Source organism: Paenibacillus sp. VMFN-D1, from assembly GCF_003386155.1.
In the GTDB taxonomy this organism is placed as follows: Bacteria; Bacillota; Bacilli; order Paenibacillales; family Paenibacillaceae; genus Paenibacillus_AQ; species Paenibacillus_AQ favisporus.
On the sequence record NZ_QRDU01000001.1, the window covers coordinates 3,144,062 to 3,161,009 of the forward strand.

Sequence of the window (16,948 nt, forward strand, 5' to 3'; positions counted from 1 at the left end):
AGGAAGGGGTAACCGATTTGGATTCCTTTCCTCCCTGCCCTTATCCGTTATTTGCCTCCGGCTTTGGCGATCTCTTCTTCGACTTCTTTCTGCAAGTTTTCTAAGGCCTGCTTCGGATCTTTGTTCCCCGTCATGACCGACTCTTCGGCTTTTGCCGCCCGGTCCCAATAATACTGCTGCACCGGAATGACAGGTGTGATCTTCGCATTGGGGCTGCCGAGCAGGTCGACGAACGTTTTTCTGGCCGGAATTTCATTCATGAAGTCCTGGTAAGCCTGCTTCTCCGTAATCTTTGGCGATGGCGGGATCCATCCGCCCTTGGTCAGCATTTGCGCCGCCCAATCTTCGTTATGATAGCCGGTCAGCCACAGGATGAATTCCCACGCCTCTTTCGGATGCTTGGCTTTTTCCGGAATAATGTTAAAGTTTCCATTGACCCAGGTCGCGTCCGGTTTTCCGGTTCCTTCCGGGTAGGGCAGCGTCATGACGCCATACTGAAGGTCCGGAGCATAATTTTTCAGGTCCTCCAGCCTCCACATGCCGTCCATCGCGAACACCTGCTTGCCGCTGAGGAAAGACCACGCCGAGTTCACGTTGGAAGACATGCTTTTGTTAAAAGCGGCGACTTTGGTCGGATCGTATTTTTTCGCGTAAGACTGAAACCATTCCAATGTTGCAAGGTTGTTCGGATCGGTTGCCGTCGGCTTGCCGTCCTCATCCGCCCATTTTCCGCCGAAAGCGGTGCTCCACTGGGTAAGCCCGCTCGGCATATAGCCGACCCGCTGGATGAATCCGCGTTTATCCAGTTTCCACAATTTGTCCTGCATTGCATCCAGCTCCTGGATCGTGGTGGGCGGTTTTTCCGGATCGAACCCTTCCTCTTTCAAAATATCTTTGTTGTAATACATCGCCAGCGTATTCATCGAAAATGGGATCGCATACATTTTTCCCTTGTAAGTTCCGATTTCTTTTACCGTAGGGTACATCCACTCGCCCAAATCCGGCGCGTCGGCCTGGATGTACGGGTCCAGTGAAGCGATGGCTCCCTTTTCCGCCCACGAGGGAATGATCTGGTTCCACTGCGTCATAACGTCGGGCGGATCCCCGCCGGCCTGTGCCGTCAAAAATTTGGCGTTGGCATCGCCGGTAATGGAGAGCGCGGTCACGTGAATGCCGGGATGCGTCTGATTGAACTCATCGACCAGGCTGTCGATCAGCTTCTTCCAGTCACTCGTCCACATATGCCAATATGTAACTTCTACGGCTTTTCCGTCGCCTTTCTTTCCGGAATCGGAAGACGGGGCGGACGTATCTTCCTTCTTGCCATCCTGCCCGGCCGCCGGAGTACCCGGTGAGGAACATGCTATTAGGCCGGCAAGCATCAGCATGATCAGCACCATCGATAAGAACGGTTTGAGCGTTGACTTCATTCCATGCACCTCCGATATCGTTTTACCTTTCCCCGCCGTAGAAAACCCATCGTGCGGAGCTCTTAAATACCAGCAGCGTGACGGCCATAATCAGCAGGAACAAAATCCATGCCATAGCCGAGGCATACCCCATATGGAAGTAAGAAAAGGCGTTCTTGTACAGATACAGCGAATAGAACAGCGTAGAATCGTTGGGTCCGCCGGACGTAATAATGTAGGCCTGCGTGAAATACTGAAAGGAACCGATCAGGCCCATAATTAAATTGAAGAAAATGACCGGACTCAGCATCGGCAGTGTAATATAGACGATTTTTTGCCACCATACCGCCCCGTCGATCTGCGCCGACTCGTACATTTCCTGCGGAATATCCTGCAGCCCTGCGAGGTAGATGATCATCGCGCCGCCGACGCCCCACAGTCCCATCACGATCAGGGCAGGTTTCGACCATGCCGGGTCGACCAGCCACCCGGGACCTGCAATGCCGATGGCATCCAGCAGGCCGTTGATCAGTCCGAACTGCGGGTCGAACAGCCACAGCCACAGTACGGAAGACGCCACAACCGGAACGATGCTGGGCAGGTAAAAAATCGTCCGGTACAAAGCCATTCCTTTGACCTTCATGTTCAGCAGCAGCGCCAGAGCCACGCCGAAGACGATGCCGAGCGGAACCGAAAATAATGTATAGTACATCGTGTTGGTAATCGATTTCCAGAATAACGGGTCTTTGAATAACTGCACAAAATTATCCAACCCTACCCATACGGGCGAACTGACCACATCGTAGGTCGTAAAGCTGTAATACAGGGATAGCAGAAACGGCAGCAGCGAAAAGGCGGCAAACCCTGCCAGCCAGGGTGAAACGAACAGCAGACCGTTCCGAAGATTCACTTTTGCGATTTTGCTCATGGTTCCCTTGGATGAACGGACCTGAACAGACGGCCCAACCTCTGCACTTGAACGGGACAAGCAGACACCTCCTAGCCGATTTTTGCGGACTTAGCAGATTCCCCCTCCTTTGACAGCGTTTTCTTAAACGTGCAAGCCTATTTTATAAAGGGACGCCTTCGCTGTATTTATAAAAAACTTCACAAGTTTTACGATTATCGCTGAACATTTTCCGAAGACAGCCTTCGACTTCTCACCCGCCCCTTCTTCGCTGCTCTTTCCTCCAGGCGGTGGGAGACATCCCCGTCTGTTTTTGAAACCAGGCGGAGAAGGCATGAATATTGGGGAATCCGACCCCGCTCGCGATTTGCTGAACCGTCTTGTCGGAGAAGGTAAGCAGCATTTTGGCCTCGGACATCCGGTACTGCTGCAGATATTGCTTGGGTGAGAGACCGTAAGTCTTTTTGAAACAGGAGCGCAGCCCGCTCTCCGACATGCGGATCATCCGCGCCAGATCGGTCACCCTCATTTCTTTGTCCAGGTTGGTGCGGATATACTCGGCTATGGCATCCAAGGTAATTCTGGAATCCTGTTGTTCGATACGGTCCAATAAAAACAGCATAAATAACTCGACCCACGTTTTTAACAACCGGTTAAACAGCTGATTCGGACGGACGGAGGTCATGTGGAGCCACACGCTGAACAACTTCTCAAAACGCTCCAATGCATAATGGGCCAGGGGAAACAGGTGCAGCGACTCTTCATTTGTCATTTGAAAAAATAACCGTTCTAACTCATGCGACAAATGGTCAACCTGCAGGACGGCGAAGCGGATCGGTGTAACGGAGCTGTAGTCGTGGGGTACGCCGGGGGTGATCAGGATGACATCCCCCTCCTGAATCGAAAAGACCTGGTCTTCAGCATAGAACTCACCTCGTCCGAAAGTGACCACGCAGATTTCGAAATGGGGATGCACATGCGTGCCCATTTTCCATCCGGAAGGGTACGTTACGAGATCGGTGTACAGTGAAGATCTATCCAATACGAATATCCCACCTTCCATAATTTGAAATTGTTGGTTCGAAGTTCATTAACATTATACTGAGGCGGGAATGTCGGATAACCGCAAAAAAACTCCCCGATGGACAGACCCTAAACGGGCCGCCTCAGCGAGGAGTTTAATAAGTGTGCATAGTATACAATTGAAAAGAAGCTATAATGGTTCCGCTCTATGGCTGCAGATAAATCCGAATGGAGGAAATCTGCGGACACCACCGGGACTCCCGGATTTGAAGCCGGATATAACGGCTCTTGACGGCGGGAAAACGGCAGATCCGCTTGTGGCCGATCACCGTACCCGTGTAAGCTGTTTTCCACGTGTCCCCATCCAGATACTCGAGCTCAAAGCGCTCTACCCGCTGGCTGTACCGGTATTCCTGCAGCACGACGTGGTCAAAGGCGGTCTCCCTCTGCAGATCCAGCGTGAGTGAAGCCTGCTCCGTGCCTTCGGGCGGCGCCCAGTACGTGTCCGGTTGTCCGTCAAGAACATGGTCTGCTTGATGGCCTTCTGCCTGGACGGATGCCTCTACCGCGGCCCCTTCAGCCAAGTCGGTGCCAAACGTGCTGCGGATCCGGTCCCCCAGCTCCTGCAGGCGCTGGACGTCCCGCTCATGAATGAGGCCGCGCCGGTCCGGCGGAAGGTTAAGAAGGAAGGTCGCGTTGCCGCCGACCGATCCATAATATACGTTCATCAGCTCATCCAGCGATTTGACCTTGTCATCTTCGGAGGCGTGGTAGAACCAGCCCGGACGGATCGACGTGTTGACCTCCGCCGGGTACCAGACCAGATCCTGCTCGTGCTCGATGACCGCCCGGCTGCCCAAGTCCTCGTCCTCCGACCGGTAGCTCCGGGCAAACGACGGATCGTCCTCCTGCTGGGATTTTGCCTGGATCTTCTCGTTATCCCGCAGCGACGCAGGCACGACGCTCCACTCCGATTCCCGGCAGTGGCCGGCTTCGTTGCCGCACCAGCGGATGTCCGGACCGCAGACCGAAATCGCCGCCTCCGGCTGCAGCTCGCGAATCAGCGCGTAGTAAGCGTCCCAGTCGTACACCTGGCGCTTGCCGTTCGGCCCTTCACCGCAGGCGCCGTCGAACCAGACGCAAAACACGTCGCCGTAATTGGTCAGCAGTTCTCTCAGCTGATTGGTAAAATATTCGTTATACGCCGGTGAATCGCCGTATGTAGGCTCATGCCGGTCCCAGGGGGACAGGTAAATGCCGAAGCGGATCCCTTCCCTCCGACACGCCTCCGACACTTCCCGGACCACATCGCCCTGCCCGTCCTTCCACGGGCTGTTCTTGACCGAGTGCTCCGTATACCGGCTCGGCCAGAGGCAGAAACCGTCGTGGTGCTTGCAGGTCAGAATCAGCCCCTTCATCCCGGCTGACTTGATCGCCGCCACCCATTGGCCGGCATCCAGCTCCGCCGGATTAAAGATAGCCGGATCCTCCTTCCCGTCCCCCCACTCCCGGTCCGTAAACGTATTGACCGTAAAATGAATGAACGCGTAGAACTCCATCTCCTGCACGGCCAGCTGCCGTTCGGTCGGCTGAACCTGTGCGGCGTAGCGGATCCTTTCGGTCGTTATCATCATGAAATGCCCTCCATCCTGGTTTTGATTACAGGTATGCCTACCTTGTTCTCCTTGTAAAAGCCGGATACCTGCTTTACACATCAGATATCCGGCTGCCGTCCCTTATTTCTTTAACGCTTTTTGGTAGATCGCCAAGTATTGATCCAGCTGCAATCCCTTGAAGCCGGCGATGTAGCTGTCCCAATCCTTGTCGATGTCTTTGTTGCCCGTCACGAACTGCGCCAGGCTCGATTTCACATAATCGGTCAGCGACTTCTGCATTTGCGCAACCGTCATGGCGTCCGCCGGGTCAATGAACGTATCCGCAGGATAGACGACTTCCGGCTTGGCGAAAGGCTCGTATTTTTTGGCGGCCAGCCATAAGCGGTATTCATAGGCACCGTTGCCCAGCGGATCGCTTGGAGCGGCAAAGGATTCGCGGATGGAGTTCAGCATCTGCATCGTGCCGAGCTGCCACCAGAAATTGTCCAGCGTCGTTTCCCCGTTCGCGGACGGAGCCTTCGGAACCACATCATACTTCGCCGGTTTGCCGTTGTAATCCAGCTTGCCGCTGTCGGCTTTTTTCCAGCCTTCCCCTTCAAAGCCCCAGGAGGTCATGACCGTTCCTTCTTCGGACCAGAGGTAGTCCGCCAGTTTGATGGCAGCGACCTGCTCTTCTTTCGTCGCCTTGTTCGTGATCACAAACGATCCGTCGCCCGCGCCAATGCTGTAGCCTGTCAGCTGGACTCCGTTTGGTCCTTTCAGCGGCGGAACGACGTCGTAATCTTTATGTCTCGGGTTCGAGTCGTCCACGCTGAAGGCACTGCTAAGCAGCGCGTAACCTACAGTGCCCACGGCGGCGTCCGGCTTGTTGGCCAGCTGCTTCACCGCATCGTTGTTCTGCGTAAAAACGGCTTTATCCATCAAGCCTTCGGCAAACAGCTTCCGCAAATACTTCAGGCCTTCCTTCCATTCGGGCTGCGCCGGTGAATAGATAACCTGGCCGTCTTTGATGCTTAAGTAATCCGAGGTGTTGTCATAGATAAAAGCGTTCATCAGGAACGAATCCACGCCGCCCCCCCACACGCCATCGGACGAGGTGGTGAACGGAATTTCGTCGGCTTTGCCGTTGCCGTTCGGGTCTTTCTCCTTAAATGCCTTCAGCACGTTGTAAAACTCATCGGTCGTCGTCGGCATCGACAGGCCCAGCTTCTCCAGCCAGGAAGTATTGATCCACATCCGCTGCCCATAGGTGCAGTGCAGGCATTCGTTCAGCTTCGGCAGCGCGTAAATTTTGCCGTCCGGGGCGACCATGCCCTGCTTCAGGTAAGACACGTCCTCCATCGCCTTTTTAATGTTGGGGGCGTACTGGTCGATCAGATCGTTCAGCGGGATGAAGGCTCCCTGCTGGCCATATTTGATTTGGTCCGCTTTGGATATGCCCGCGTTCATAATGACAGCCGGGTAGTCGCCGCTCGCCAGAAGCAGCAGCTTTTTGTCGCTGAAGCCGGCGTCCGGCACCGTGCTCCAATTAAACTTGATGCCGAGCTTGTCCTCGATGTACTTGGAGAACTTGTTGACGTCCATGTTTTCGATCCCCGCCTGCTGCGGCGCGAATACCGACAGCTCCACCGGTTTACTGGGATCCGAGGCGGCAGCCCCTGCGTCATTCTGCTCCTGCTTGGAGCCTCCGCATGCCGACAGCAGAAGGGATAATACCAACAACACGCTTAAGCCGATAAATGCCCGTTTTTTCAAAGAAACTCCTCCTTTGGTTGAATGGCTCATATCCATGCCCCCTTACAAATGACCACTTCAAAACATCCTGCAGCGTTAACCCGGTCACACCCCCCTTACGAAATTCCGTTCACCGCCATCATCCCTTCAGCGATCCGATCATGACTCCTTTAACAAAATGCTTCTGGACAAACGGATAAATGATCAGCACCGGCGCGCTGGAGACGACGATAAGCGAATATTTCAGCAAATCCTTCAGCCCCTGCTGCACGAGCAGGCTGTTCACATTGGTCATCATGTCGGAATTTTCCGAGTTCAGGATGAGAATGTTCCGCAGGAAGATTTGCAGAGGGAACATACTGTTGTCCTTCAGGTAAATGAGTGCATTAAAGTAAGCGTTCCAATGCCCGATGGCATACATCAGGAACAATACCGCAAGGATGGGCTTGGATAACGGCAGTACAACCTGCAGAAAAAATCTCATGTCACTGCACCCGTCCATTTCAGCGGCCTCGGCCAGCTCGTCGGGAAGCGACTGGAAGAACGTCCTGGCGATAATGACCTGAAACACGGCCAGCGCGCCAGGGATGATCATAGCCCATCTCGTATTGACCATACCCAGGGATTTGACGAGCAGATAGTTCGGAATCAGCCCGCCGTCGAAAAACATCGTAAACACGATCAGCACCATAATCAGCCCGCGGCCGTAAAACGTTTTGCGTGCCAGCGGATAGGCCAGCATCACCGTGAACGAAACGTTAATGAGCGTACCCACGACCGAATAAAAAAGCGAATTGCCGAATCCGATCAAAATATCGGAATTTTGGAATACCGCCTTGTAGCCGACCAGGCTGAAATTCACGGGCCAGAGCCACACCTTCCCGGACGTCACCGCCGCCGGCGAGCTGAAGGATGCGCTCAGCACATGCAGCAATGGAAATAAAATGACGATCAGCACCAGCGATAAAAACAGGTAGACGATGCCCAGAAACAGCCGGTCCGCTACCGCTTCGCGTATTTTCGTTGATTGCACGGTTTTCGCACCTCCTACCATAAACTGTTGGACGAGATCTTTTTGGCGATGAAATTGACAAGGATCAGCAGCACAAAGTTAATGACCGAGTTGAACAGCCCGATCGCGGCCGAGAAGCTGAAATTGGCACCCAGCAAGCCGATCTTGTAGACGTAAGTCGAAATGACCTCCGACGTGTTCAGGTTCAACGGATTTTGCATTAAGTAGATCTTCTCGAAGCCCAGTCCCATGATCTGTCCCAGGTTCAGAATCAGCATAATGACGATGACCGGAACGAGGCTGGGAAGGTCGATATGGACAATTTTCTGAAACCGGGAAGCTCCGTCCACCTTGGCAGCCTCGTATAAATCGGGATTGACCCCGGACAGCGCCGCGATATAAATGATGGCCCCGTAGCCGGTGAACTGCCACACATCCGAGAGGACGTAAATCGTTTTGAAGTACCCCGCCTTGCCCATAAAATCGATCGGCTCCATCCCGAGCGACCTGAAGATGTTGCTGAGGAGCCCGACGTTTGGCGACAAGTTGACGATCAGAATCGAGACGATCACGACCGTTGATATGAAGTAAGGGGCATAGGTAATCATTTGGACCGATTTCTTGAACAAGCCGTTGCGAATTTCGTTCAGCGCCAGCGCCAGAATGATCGGCGCCGGAAATCCGATCGCCATGCCGTACAGCGAAATTTCGAGCGTGTTCTTAAAGTACTGCCAGAAGAACGGGGTATCGAACAGCTGCTTGAAGTACTTCAGCCCGGCCCACGGGCTGCCGAGGATGCCCTGTACGACGTTGTACTCCTTAAATGCGATGATGACGCCGAACATCGGCACGTACTTGAAAATGACGATATAAAGCAGAGGAAGAAAGACGAGCAAATAAAACTGCCAGTGCTTCCTGATTTTCCGGCCGGCCTGTGACCCCGCCCTCTTCCGGCGGGCGGCCAATCCGGGGGGATGCGGCGAAGCCGCCTTGCTGCGAGTTGCTTCCATACCTGCCGACTCTCCTTTGCGCTTGTGTTGCCTTCATGTTATCGGCACGGCACGGATGCGTTCAATATACAACTTTCGCCCGGTCAACTTATTTCCGCCATGTTACTGAATCGGCGTTCCCATAGGAACAATCTGAAGGGCTAAACCTTTTTCTCCGTGCAACTTTTTTCTTTCCGGCTTGGTCCATACCCACAAAAAATCCCGCAGGGATCTGTCCCGGCGGGATACGGCACCTTGAGGAACCGGCGCAAACGGCCTGTCAGAGAGCGGCTGAATCCCGCTCTGCCCGGGTGATGTGTTCACGGTATTCCCCCGGGGACAGGCCCACGATTTTTTTAAACATCCGACCAAACGAAATAACGTTCACATACCCGACCTCTTCGGCGATTTCCTGGACGGCATGGTCCGTATTCTCCAGCAGCGTCCGCGCGCGGCCGACCCGAAGCTCGATCAGATAGTCCACGAACTTCTGCCCGGTTTCCTCCTTGAACAATTTGCTGAGCGTTTTGGAGGGAAGATCGAACCGTTCACTGAGAAAATCAAGCGACAAATCCGGATTGGCGAATTCCCGCTCCATCGTTTCGCGGACCTTGCGGATCGTATCCGAATGATTTCGGGTGACCTGAATTTGCAGCAGCTGTTCATAACACCGTTCCAGCGTCTTCATGAAGCTCTCTTCCACCTGCTCAAAGGTATCGGACGCGTGCAGCGCCTGCTGCAGGGGACGGTGCCCGGTCTCCTCCCACAGCTCCTGGTATTCCTTCGTCAATTTGCCCATTTCCCGCCCGATGGAATAGATCAAATAATCCGCCAGGCTGACGATATGGTCGCGGCTCAGCAGATGCTGCCCGATGCCTTGAATCAACTGGCCGTACTTGTCCTTCCAGTCCGGCTTGCCGAGCCGGAACGATTGGGCGATCGAGTGGACCAGCTGAAAATAGTCGAACATGGCTCCCTGATCCTCTTTGGCCAGCGAATCGTAGAAAATGATCCGGTTGCTGCCGAGAACCATTTTATATTTCAGAGCCTGCTGGGCTTGGGCGTAAGATTCCGGAATTTCCGCCGGGCACCGGGCTGCCGCCCCCGCACCGACCGTAACGGTAAGCTTCAAATGCTCCTGCACCCATCTCCTTGCATGGTCCAGCATATCCGTGACCCGGCCGCGGGGATCGTCCGTCTCCTCGATCTGCACCAGCACTCCTAGCCCGTCGCCGGAAATCCATTCCGTCCACACGATCCCTCCGTGCTCCTGGGCGGTTTCCTGGATAACGCTCTTCAGGGCGAACTTCATCAAGTACTGGTCCTCTTGGGTGAACTGGCTGCAGAACGAAGCAAACTTGTCGATTTCTACGACGCACAAGACCTGCGGCATGTCGAGATCGTTGAGCTGCATCGTGTCCCGCAGGGCTTCCCATTCTTCGGATTTCGGTAAATGCTGCCCTTCGACCAGCTGCTGGAACAAATACGCCTTCTTGACGTGCAGATCCTCGCGGAACTGGCGCTGATAGGTGTTGGACTGCTCCAGCATCTGGTTAATGGCGGACTGTAAAAAGGTAAACTCGTCCTGGCCGCTGCCCTGCATCAAGGCCGCCGCCTTCGTCTGGGATAACTTCTGAACCTGGGTGACGATCCTTTCGATCGGCTTGTAATTTTTCCGTGCGGCATAGACGATCCACAAGCCGCCTGCGGCGATCATAACGATACCGAGGATGAACCAGACGTTATAGAGCTGGCTGGCTACGTCCACCCATTTTCCGTTAATCAGTCCGCTTTGGTAATCCCAGCCGGTCACGGGCGAAATCGCGCTCGACACGATGCTGCGCTCCTGCTCCGATGTACCGTTCGGAAGCACGTCTGCCCCCGATTTGTCGATGATATGGATGTAGCTGACATCCCGGCTGTACATACCTTCGATCAACTGGCTCAGCCCATCCGCCGTTACGTTCACAACCAGGAATCCCTGCCCGGTCTTCAGGAAAGGCGCCTTCAGCGCAAGGCTCACGACCCGCTTCGGCCCTTTGATGCTGAACTCCTCGAAAGGGCGGACACCACTCCAGCCCTCATCCTTCTTCGCCTGCTCGATATACGGCTTGATAAAAGGCGCATCCGGATAATCTTCCAGGCCGGAGCTGGTCGCATTGCTCAGCACAAATCCGTCGCTGGACCGGACGAGATAAATGGAATCCACCAAGGGATACGCATTTCTGAAGTTATTCATAAACTTGACGATGCGGATGTTCAGGTAATAGTCGTTTTCGGTTCCGCTCTTGTAAAAAGTCGACAAATCCGGATTATTCAGCAGTTCCGTCATCAGCATCTGCTCGATCGTTTTCAGGGAAGAGTCAATGGAGCTCATCGCCTGCAGCATCAGCGTCTCATTGGCTTTTACGGCTTCCTTGCGGCTCTGATCCCCCAGCATTTGAAAGAAAACGAAAAAAATAAACGAAATGACGATTAAGAAAGCCGGCATATATGAAAAAAGCTGGCGGTAAAACCAATTCCGTTTCCCCATCCGTTCTTGCACTCCTTATGTAAGGCTCCTAAAGCTCCTGTCTCCCACTCTAGTAAAACGCTTTCAATTTTGTTCAATTATAGCATCCCTCGGCCCCGAATTCATTAGTTCCAAATGCATAACGTGTAAAAAAACGACCCCACACCATCATTTTAATCCCGCCGATTTTCCAAAATTTCGCTTAGAGCCGCAAGGTTTTACCACATATTTTCCAGTTTATGGCTTTGCCTTGTCCGTCCTCCTCCCGTTATAATGCCTCGTGAAGGAGATGATTTCGATGACAACCAAAAAATGGGCAGTTACCTCGATCCTCGTCGTCCTCTTAGTCATTCAAAGCTTCGCGTGGAAGGCTGATCATGCCGAAGCGGCTCCCGTCCTTAAATTAGGGAGCGAGGATCCCAAAGTTTCTGATTTACAGTACCGGCTGCAGGTGCTCGGTCTCTATGACGGTGCGCTTGACGGAAAATACGGCCCCGGCACGGAAGCCAGCGTCAAGGAATTCCAGAGGGAGTACGGCGCCGCTGCGGATGGCACGGTCGGTCCCGCTACATGGAGACAGCTCCGGAAGTACACCTTAAGCAAAAACGATATGGAGATTATGGCGAAAATCATTTACGCTGAAGCCCGCGGCGAGTCCTATAAAGGACAGGTAGCCGTCGGTGCCGTCATCATGAACCGGATTCAGTCGGACGAGTTCCCGGACACGATTCAAGGCGTCGTCTTTCAGAAGAACGCATTCACCGCCGTCAGCGACGGCCAGTACGGCATGAAGCCGAACCGGACTGCCTACCGTGCCGCCATCGACGCGGTGCGCGGATGGGACCCGACCAATAACTCGCTCTACTACTATAACCCGAAAACGGCAACGAACAAGTGGATTTGGACGCGCGCCCGTACCGTAAATATCGGACGTCATGTATTTGCCATTTGATTTCAACGTACATAGGCCCAAGGGATCATGCCCCTGGGCCTTTTTTATTACGGCAGTAACATCGTGAATGCCACCTGCCTTGACTGTCACATCCCGCTCCCCTTAAGCTGCGCTTAACCCGCGGTGCCGGACTTCATTTCCTCCAGCAGTTGGCCGAACCGGTCGAAATTTTCCTCATTGCCGTTGATACACATTTGTTTGATCTGCTCAAACTGCTTTTCCTTTTTGAACGTCTGGCGAAAAACAACTTTAGTCCAGCCCTTTTCTTCTTCAAACGTCGCCGTAACACGGAACTGGGGCTCGGAGAGATGTTCCAGGACGACCCGCTCCATAGGGACAATTTCTACAAAACGCTCTCGTTTGGATAATCCCGGCCATCCGGTCCGTGCATGGTGAATTTTCAGGCTCCGCCCGGCGTGATGTCGATTTCATGGAACGTATTCGTGAACCCGTGAGGCCCCCACCAGCGGGCCAATAAATCCGGAGTCGTTACAAAAAAACCCGCTCCTAGAGCGGGCTTGAATGAAATACCGGACTAAAATGCTTCGACTTCCTTCATCACCTGTTTTAACACGTCCATCGACGCAAAAAGATCGGTTTCGTATTCCAGACCGTGATTCACGCCGGGGATCAAGCGCAGCAGCAGATTCGGATTTGCCCGGAGCTGCTGAAATCTCTCCTCGATATAGCAGCTGTCGTTGTCGCCGATGAAGCATAGGCTCCTCTGCTTACTGTGCATCATCGCGTTCCAGACGAAATCTCTGCCCAGCAGGGGAGTAAACCAGATGACCTTGGCCTTTTGGAACAGATCACGCTGCACCTCAAACCCAAGCGCAATCGTTCCAATGGACTTGCCGATCAGAATGTAGTCGTCGTAGGATGCGTTCTGCAGTACATGGTCGATCACGGCGCCGACATCGATGCGGATCGCTTCGGCCATCTCATCAAAGCCGAACTCCCGGTAGAACGGATCATTATACTGATAGTTCACCTGCAGCACGTCGTAATTTTGGTTTAGATAAATCCCCATGGAGTAGTACAAAAGAGGTGCCTGTGCGGTGTACCCCTGTCCCGGAAAAATGATCGCCAAGCCGCTGGAGTTGGATTCTGCTTTAGACAATAAGGTATAAGATATTTTCCTGTCTTTATAGCCCTGCACGCAGTCTGCCATGATCTTCATCCAAAAACCTCCCTTTCGGACATATCTAATGAGGGTTCCCATTTTTCCTGGATCAGCGATTTTCCTTAGATGCAGGTTCGCCTGCCAACCGTCCGACCGCCCTCATGATCGCTTCCCGCAGCTCATCGGTTTTGCCGCTACTAGCCGGATCGATCGATGGACCAAACGGATTGGTCGGCATCCAGGCCGTGGCCAGAACCATGATGCTGGTCAGAAGAAACGCAGGGGAAAAATCCGTTCCGATGTGCCCGGCCTCCTGTGCTTTCGCCAGCTCCGCAATCTTGCGGTTATGGGCTTCCTTCCTCTGATCCAGCTGCTCCGTCTTCTGCTCCAGCGTAAACCATGTCATCAGCCGCATCAGGTCGGGATTGGCCATCATAAAATCAAAAACCCGTGCGGCATACCCGGGAAGATCTTCCGGAGTAAAGGCAAACTCCTCGTACACTCTCGTCAAATGCATTTCCAGCACGGTCGAGAAGAGCTGCTCTTTATTTTCAAAATAAATATAAATCATGTTCTTGTTGCACTTCGCCATCTTGGCGATCCGGTCCACCCGGGCGCCGGCAATTCCGTAGGCGGAGAACTCGGCCATGGCCGCCTCCAGTATTTTCTCTTTCGTAGCTTCGGCGTTACGCATAGTGGTTCCTCCCGTGTTTTTGCATAGGATTTACTATATCACGATTTTTAAGCCATTGACAAACCGGTTAGTTAGTTATATATTATGAACTAACCAGTTAGTTAGTAAACCTCGTCACTGGAAAAATCAATGGAAAGAAGGTCCTTTGAATGACTTTACAAACCTCTGATCGAAAAATCGCACTCGTGACCGGCGGAAGCCGCGGTCTGGGCCGCAATACGATTCTTCAGCTTGCCAAGCGCGGCGTTGATTCGATCTTTACCTATCACACCAATGAATCCGAAGCGCAGCAAGTCGTCCAGTCCGTCCGGGATCTGGGGCGGGAAGCTGTCGCCCTGCAGCTGAACACGGCAGACACCTCTTCCTTTGACGGTTTCGTCCAGAACGTCCGCCAAGTTTTAGCAGAGCTTGGGGCGAAGCGGTTCGATTACCTGGTTAACAATGCCGGAACCTCGCATCACAACTCCATCGAGCAGACAACCGAAGAAGAACTGGACCAGCTGTACAACGTCCACTTTAAGGGCGTCTTTTTCCTGACGCAAAAGCTGCTCCCCCTCATCAACGATGGCGGGCGCATCGTGAACATCTCCTCGGGGCTGACGCGCATGAGCATCCCGGGAAGCGCCGCTTATGCTTCAATGAAGGGCGCGGTCGAGGTGCTTACCCGGTACCTGGCCAAGGAGCTCGGCGAACGCCGCATCGCCGTCAATACGGTGGCACCTGGAGCGATCGCGACCGACTTCAGCGGCGGCATGGTGCGCGACAACGCCGAGCTGAATCAGCAGATCGCCGGCATGACGGCGCTTGGACGTGCCGGACTTCCGGATGACATCGGGCCGATGATTGCTTCCCTCCTCTCCGAAGACAACCGCTGGGTGAACGCGCAGCGGATCGAGGTTTCCGGAGGCATGTTAATCTGACGTCCCTGCCCGAAACGAAGAACTGCCTGTCCACATCACGGGGAACAGGCAGTTCTCTTCATATATATAGATGATTACAATGCGACCGCATTGCCGGTTTCCGACGATTTGTAGATGGCCTCGAGGATCTGCGTCACCACAAGCGCCTGCTCCGGCTTAACCAGCGGCTCCCGATCTTCCAGAATGGCATCGATCCACTGCTTCGCCTCGAGTTCGCCGGCGTTCAGCGATTCTCCTTCATAAAAGGCGATGCCGCCCCCTACAGAAGTGCTTGTTTCGACCAGCTGCCCATACCGGGTATGGTTAAACGTCACCGTGCCCTTGTTATCCCAGGCGTCGCCGAACATTTCGGCCCCTCCCTCGGTACCGCACAGGGTGACCTGCGCTTCTTTCGCGTTGATCATGTTCAGCGCCCACGAAGCTTCCAGCGTAATCGTCGCTCCATTTTCCATCTTAATGAAGCCAAAGGCCGAATCCTCCACCTTGAACTCCTCCGGATTCCACGGACCGAACATGTTGCCGTCCATCTTATCCTTCAGCTTATGGAACGCGGACCCGACGACGAGCTTCGGCTTATAATTGTCCATGGTCCACAGGGCCAGATCCAAGGCATGCGTGCCGATGTCGATCAACGGGCCGCCGCCCTGCTTTTCGATATCCATAAACACGCCCCATGTCGGAACTCCGCGTCTGCGGATGGCATGCGCCTTCGCAAAATAAACCTCGCCAAGATCCCCTTGTTCACATGCCGCATACAGCGCTCTCGAATCCGAACGGAACCGGTTCTGGTAGCCGATCGTCAGTTTTTTGCCCGTGCGTTTTGCCGCATCCAGCATTTGCTGCGCCTCGGCGGTATTCATCGCCATCGGTTTTTCGCACATGACATGCTTGCCGGCTTCCAGCGCGGCGACCGTAATGACGGCATGCGTGCTGTTCGGGGTAAGCACATGCACCACGTCGATCGACGGGTCCTTGAGCAGCTCCTTGTAATCCGTATATACCTTGGCTTCTTCCGTTCCATACTCCTTGGCCGCAAGCTCCGCGCGATCCAGCTCGATGTCGCAAAATGCCGTCATTTCCGCCTTGTGCCGCTGCTTGGCCAGCGCGGGCAAATGCTTGCCCTTAGCGATCCCGCCGCATCCGATAATGCCGATTTTCAAAGTAGTCATCTGGTTCCCTCCCGGTTGGATGTCTATCCGAAGTTCTGCCTTACTGTGCCAGCAGCCGCTGGATGTTGTCGAAGCTTTCCTTCACGCTGGCCAGCTCGCCTTTTACGGTCTGATCCTGCTCCACGATAATGTATTGAACCGTTCCGAGCTCTTCCGCTTTTTTCAGAATCGACGGAATGTCCATGACGCCTGCGCCGATCTCGGTGAAATCCTCCTGGTTTGCGGCTGAGAACACCACTTCATCGGTAAGATGCCCTGAAACCTTCTCCAGCAGATTCACCGGATTGGCCGACGGGGCAAGATCCTTCTGGTGAAGAAGCCCGATCCGGCTGCCGTACTTGTCCATAAAAGCGATCGGATCCACGCCGCCGCGCAGCGCCCAGAACGTGTCGAATTCAATCTGAACCAGCTCCGGATCGGTATGCTCCAGCAGAATGTCCATAACGGTCTGGCCGTCAAACTGCTGGAACTCATGAAAATGGTTATGGAAGTAGAACTGGATACCTGCTTCTTTGGACTTGCGTCCGGACGCATTGAGCCATTTGGCCAATTCCACCGCATCCTCCCGGTCACGGAAAAAGGCGCATGGCATAACGATGCCCTTGCTTCCGATCTCCGCGTTATAGCGGATGACCGCATCCAGATCCAGATTCGGATGATAGGCCACGTGGCTCGTAACCACCTGCAGGCCCAGCTTGTCCATCATGGCCTTCAGCTCCGCCGCCGTGTAGTCGACTTCGAACGTGCCGTCTTCCCGGATGTTATGAAACGCGAACTCGATGTTTTTGTATCCGATATCCGCTATGCTTTGCAGCGTCCCGGCGAAATCTTTAGCCAGCGCTTCCCGTACCGAAAACAGCTGCAGACCGACTGGAATTTGAATCATGT

General features: G+C 53.9%; 15 protein-coding genes. 2 read left to right on the plus strand and 13 right to left on the minus strand.

Annotation, left to right across the window (positions count from 1 at the left end; translation table 11 throughout):
• Positions 1-47: 47 nt before the first annotated feature.
• From C7820_RS14445 to C7820_RS14480, 8 genes are all read right to left on the minus strand, one after another.
• On the minus strand, positions 48-1,430 hold the full coding sequence (locus C7820_RS14445) for an ABC transporter substrate-binding protein (protein ID WP_116231460.1): 1,383 nt from the start codon (positions 1,428-1,430) through the stop codon (positions 48-50).
• Between the two features lie 22 nt (positions 1,431-1,452).
• A complete protein-coding gene (locus C7820_RS14450) occupies positions 1,453-2,397 on the minus strand; it encodes a carbohydrate ABC transporter permease (protein ID WP_258875235.1) in 945 nt (314 codons plus the stop codon).
• 172 nt (positions 2,398-2,569) lie between these two features.
• Entirely contained in the window at positions 2,570-3,358 is a 789-nt protein-coding gene (locus tag C7820_RS14455; RefSeq protein ID WP_181909033.1) for a helix-turn-helix domain-containing protein, read from the minus strand.
• 187 nt (positions 3,359-3,545) lie between these two features.
• Positions 3,546-4,973, minus strand: a complete 1,428-nt coding sequence (locus C7820_RS14460) for an alpha-L-fucosidase (protein ID WP_116231462.1) — start codon at positions 4,971-4,973, stop codon at positions 3,546-3,548.
• A 102-nt stretch (positions 4,974-5,075) separates the two neighbouring features.
• The gene (locus C7820_RS14465; RefSeq protein ID WP_397334141.1) at positions 5,076-6,740 is read right to left on the minus strand and encodes an ABC transporter substrate-binding protein; all 1,665 of its coding nucleotides are present in this window, start codon (positions 6,738-6,740) and stop codon (positions 5,076-5,078) included.
• A gap of 88 nt (positions 6,741-6,828) precedes the next feature.
• Complete coding sequence (locus C7820_RS14470; RefSeq protein WP_397334142.1) at positions 6,829-7,743, minus strand: carbohydrate ABC transporter permease; 915 nt, start codon at positions 7,741-7,743, stop codon at positions 6,829-6,831.
• On the minus strand, positions 7,737-8,711 hold the full coding sequence (locus C7820_RS14475; protein WP_116231465.1) for an ABC transporter permease: 975 nt from the start codon (positions 8,709-8,711) through the stop codon (positions 7,737-7,739). The genes C7820_RS14470 and C7820_RS14475 overlap by 7 nt, the downstream gene beginning before the upstream one ends.
• Positions 8,712-8,970: 259 nt before the next feature.
• On the minus strand, positions 8,971-11,223 hold the full coding sequence (locus tag C7820_RS14480; RefSeq protein WP_116231466.1) for a helix-turn-helix domain-containing protein: 2,253 nt from the start codon (positions 11,221-11,223) through the stop codon (positions 8,971-8,973).
• A 277-nt stretch (positions 11,224-11,500) separates the two neighbouring features.
• Here C7820_RS14480 and C7820_RS14485 point away from each other — a divergent pair, with 277 nt between their 5' ends.
• Positions 11,501-12,154 carry a cell wall hydrolase gene (locus C7820_RS14485; RefSeq protein WP_258875236.1) on the plus strand — a complete coding sequence of 218 codons (654 nt, stop codon included), beginning with the start codon at positions 11,501-11,503 and terminating at the stop codon, positions 12,152-12,154.
• Between the two features lie 113 nt (positions 12,155-12,267).
• Here the strand turns inward: C7820_RS14485 and C7820_RS33850 are convergent, their stop codons facing one another.
• The 3 genes from C7820_RS33850 to C7820_RS14500 all read right to left on the minus strand — a co-directional run bounded on the left by C7820_RS33850 (position 12,268) and on the right by C7820_RS14500 (position 13,971).
• Positions 12,268-12,486, minus strand: a complete 219-nt coding sequence (locus tag C7820_RS33850) for an SRPBCC domain-containing protein (protein WP_258875237.1) — start codon at positions 12,484-12,486, stop codon at positions 12,268-12,270.
• A gap of 203 nt (positions 12,487-12,689) precedes the next feature.
• Positions 12,690-13,334, minus strand: a complete 645-nt coding sequence (locus tag C7820_RS14495) for an alpha/beta hydrolase (protein WP_116231468.1) — start codon at positions 13,332-13,334, stop codon at positions 12,690-12,692.
• Positions 13,335-13,386: 52 nt separating this feature from the next.
• Entirely contained in the window at positions 13,387-13,971 is a 585-nt protein-coding gene (locus C7820_RS14500) for a TetR/AcrR family transcriptional regulator (protein WP_076168866.1), read from the minus strand.
• 149 nt (positions 13,972-14,120) lie between these two features.
• Between C7820_RS14500 and C7820_RS14505 the strand changes: the two genes are divergently transcribed.
• Positions 14,121-14,891 (plus strand): SDR family NAD(P)-dependent oxidoreductase, encoded by a 771-nt coding sequence (locus C7820_RS14505; RefSeq protein WP_116231469.1) that lies wholly within the window; start codon positions 14,121-14,123, stop codon positions 14,889-14,891.
• A gap of 74 nt (positions 14,892-14,965) precedes the next feature.
• Here the strand turns inward: C7820_RS14505 and C7820_RS14510 are convergent, their stop codons facing one another.
• Both C7820_RS14510 and C7820_RS14515 read right to left on the minus strand, forming a co-directional pair.
• A complete protein-coding gene (locus C7820_RS14510) occupies positions 14,966-16,060 on the minus strand; it encodes a Gfo/Idh/MocA family protein (RefSeq protein ID WP_116231470.1) in 1,095 nt (364 codons plus the stop codon).
• Between the two features lie 40 nt (positions 16,061-16,100).
• Positions 16,101-16,946 (minus strand): sugar phosphate isomerase/epimerase family protein, encoded by an 846-nt coding sequence (locus C7820_RS14515; RefSeq protein ID WP_116231471.1) that lies wholly within the window; start codon positions 16,944-16,946, stop codon positions 16,101-16,103.
• Between the last annotated feature and the right edge of the window lie 2 nt (positions 16,947-16,948).

Coding starts and splice junctions, on each gene's coding strand:
- C7820_RS14445 (WP_116231460.1), bottom strand. CDS start 1,430: ATGAAGTCAACGCTCAAACCGTTCTTATCGATGGTGCTGATCATGCTG.
- C7820_RS14460 (WP_116231462.1), bottom strand. CDS start 4,973: ATGATGATAACGACCGAAAGGATCCGCTACGCCGCACAGGTTCAGCCG.
- C7820_RS14465 (WP_397334141.1), bottom strand. CDS start 6,740: ATGAGCCATTCAACCAAAGGAGGAGTTTCTTTGAAAAAACGGGCATTT.
- C7820_RS14470 (WP_397334142.1), bottom strand. CDS start 7,743: ATGGTAGGAGGTGCGAAAACCGTGCAATCAACGAAAATACGCGAAGCG.
- C7820_RS14475 (WP_116231465.1), bottom strand. CDS start 8,711: ATGGAAGCAACTCGCAGCAAGGCGGCTTCGCCGCATCCCCCCGGATTG.
- C7820_RS14480 (WP_116231466.1), bottom strand. CDS start 11,223: ATGGGGAAACGGAATTGGTTTTACCGCCAGCTTTTTTCATATATGCCG.
- C7820_RS14485 (WP_258875236.1), top strand. CDS start 11,501: ATGACAACCAAAAAATGGGCAGTTACCTCGATCCTCGTCGTCCTCTTA.
- C7820_RS33850 (WP_258875237.1), bottom strand. CDS start 12,486: ATGGAGCGGGTCGTCCTGGAACATCTCTCCGAGCCCCAGTTCCGTGTT.
- C7820_RS14495 (WP_116231468.1), bottom strand. CDS start 13,334: ATGAAGATCATGGCAGACTGCGTGCAGGGCTATAAAGACAGGAAAATA.
- C7820_RS14500 (WP_076168866.1), bottom strand. CDS start 13,971: ATGCGTAACGCCGAAGCTACGAAAGAGAAAATACTGGAGGCGGCCATG.
- C7820_RS14505 (WP_116231469.1), top strand. CDS start 14,121: ATGACTTTACAAACCTCTGATCGAAAAATCGCACTCGTGACCGGCGGA.
- C7820_RS14510 (WP_116231470.1), bottom strand. CDS start 16,060: ATGACTACTTTGAAAATCGGCATTATCGGATGCGGCGGGATCGCTAAG.
- C7820_RS14515 (WP_116231471.1), bottom strand. CDS start 16,946: ATGATTCAAATTCCAGTCGGTCTGCAGCTGTTTTCGGTACGGGAAGCG.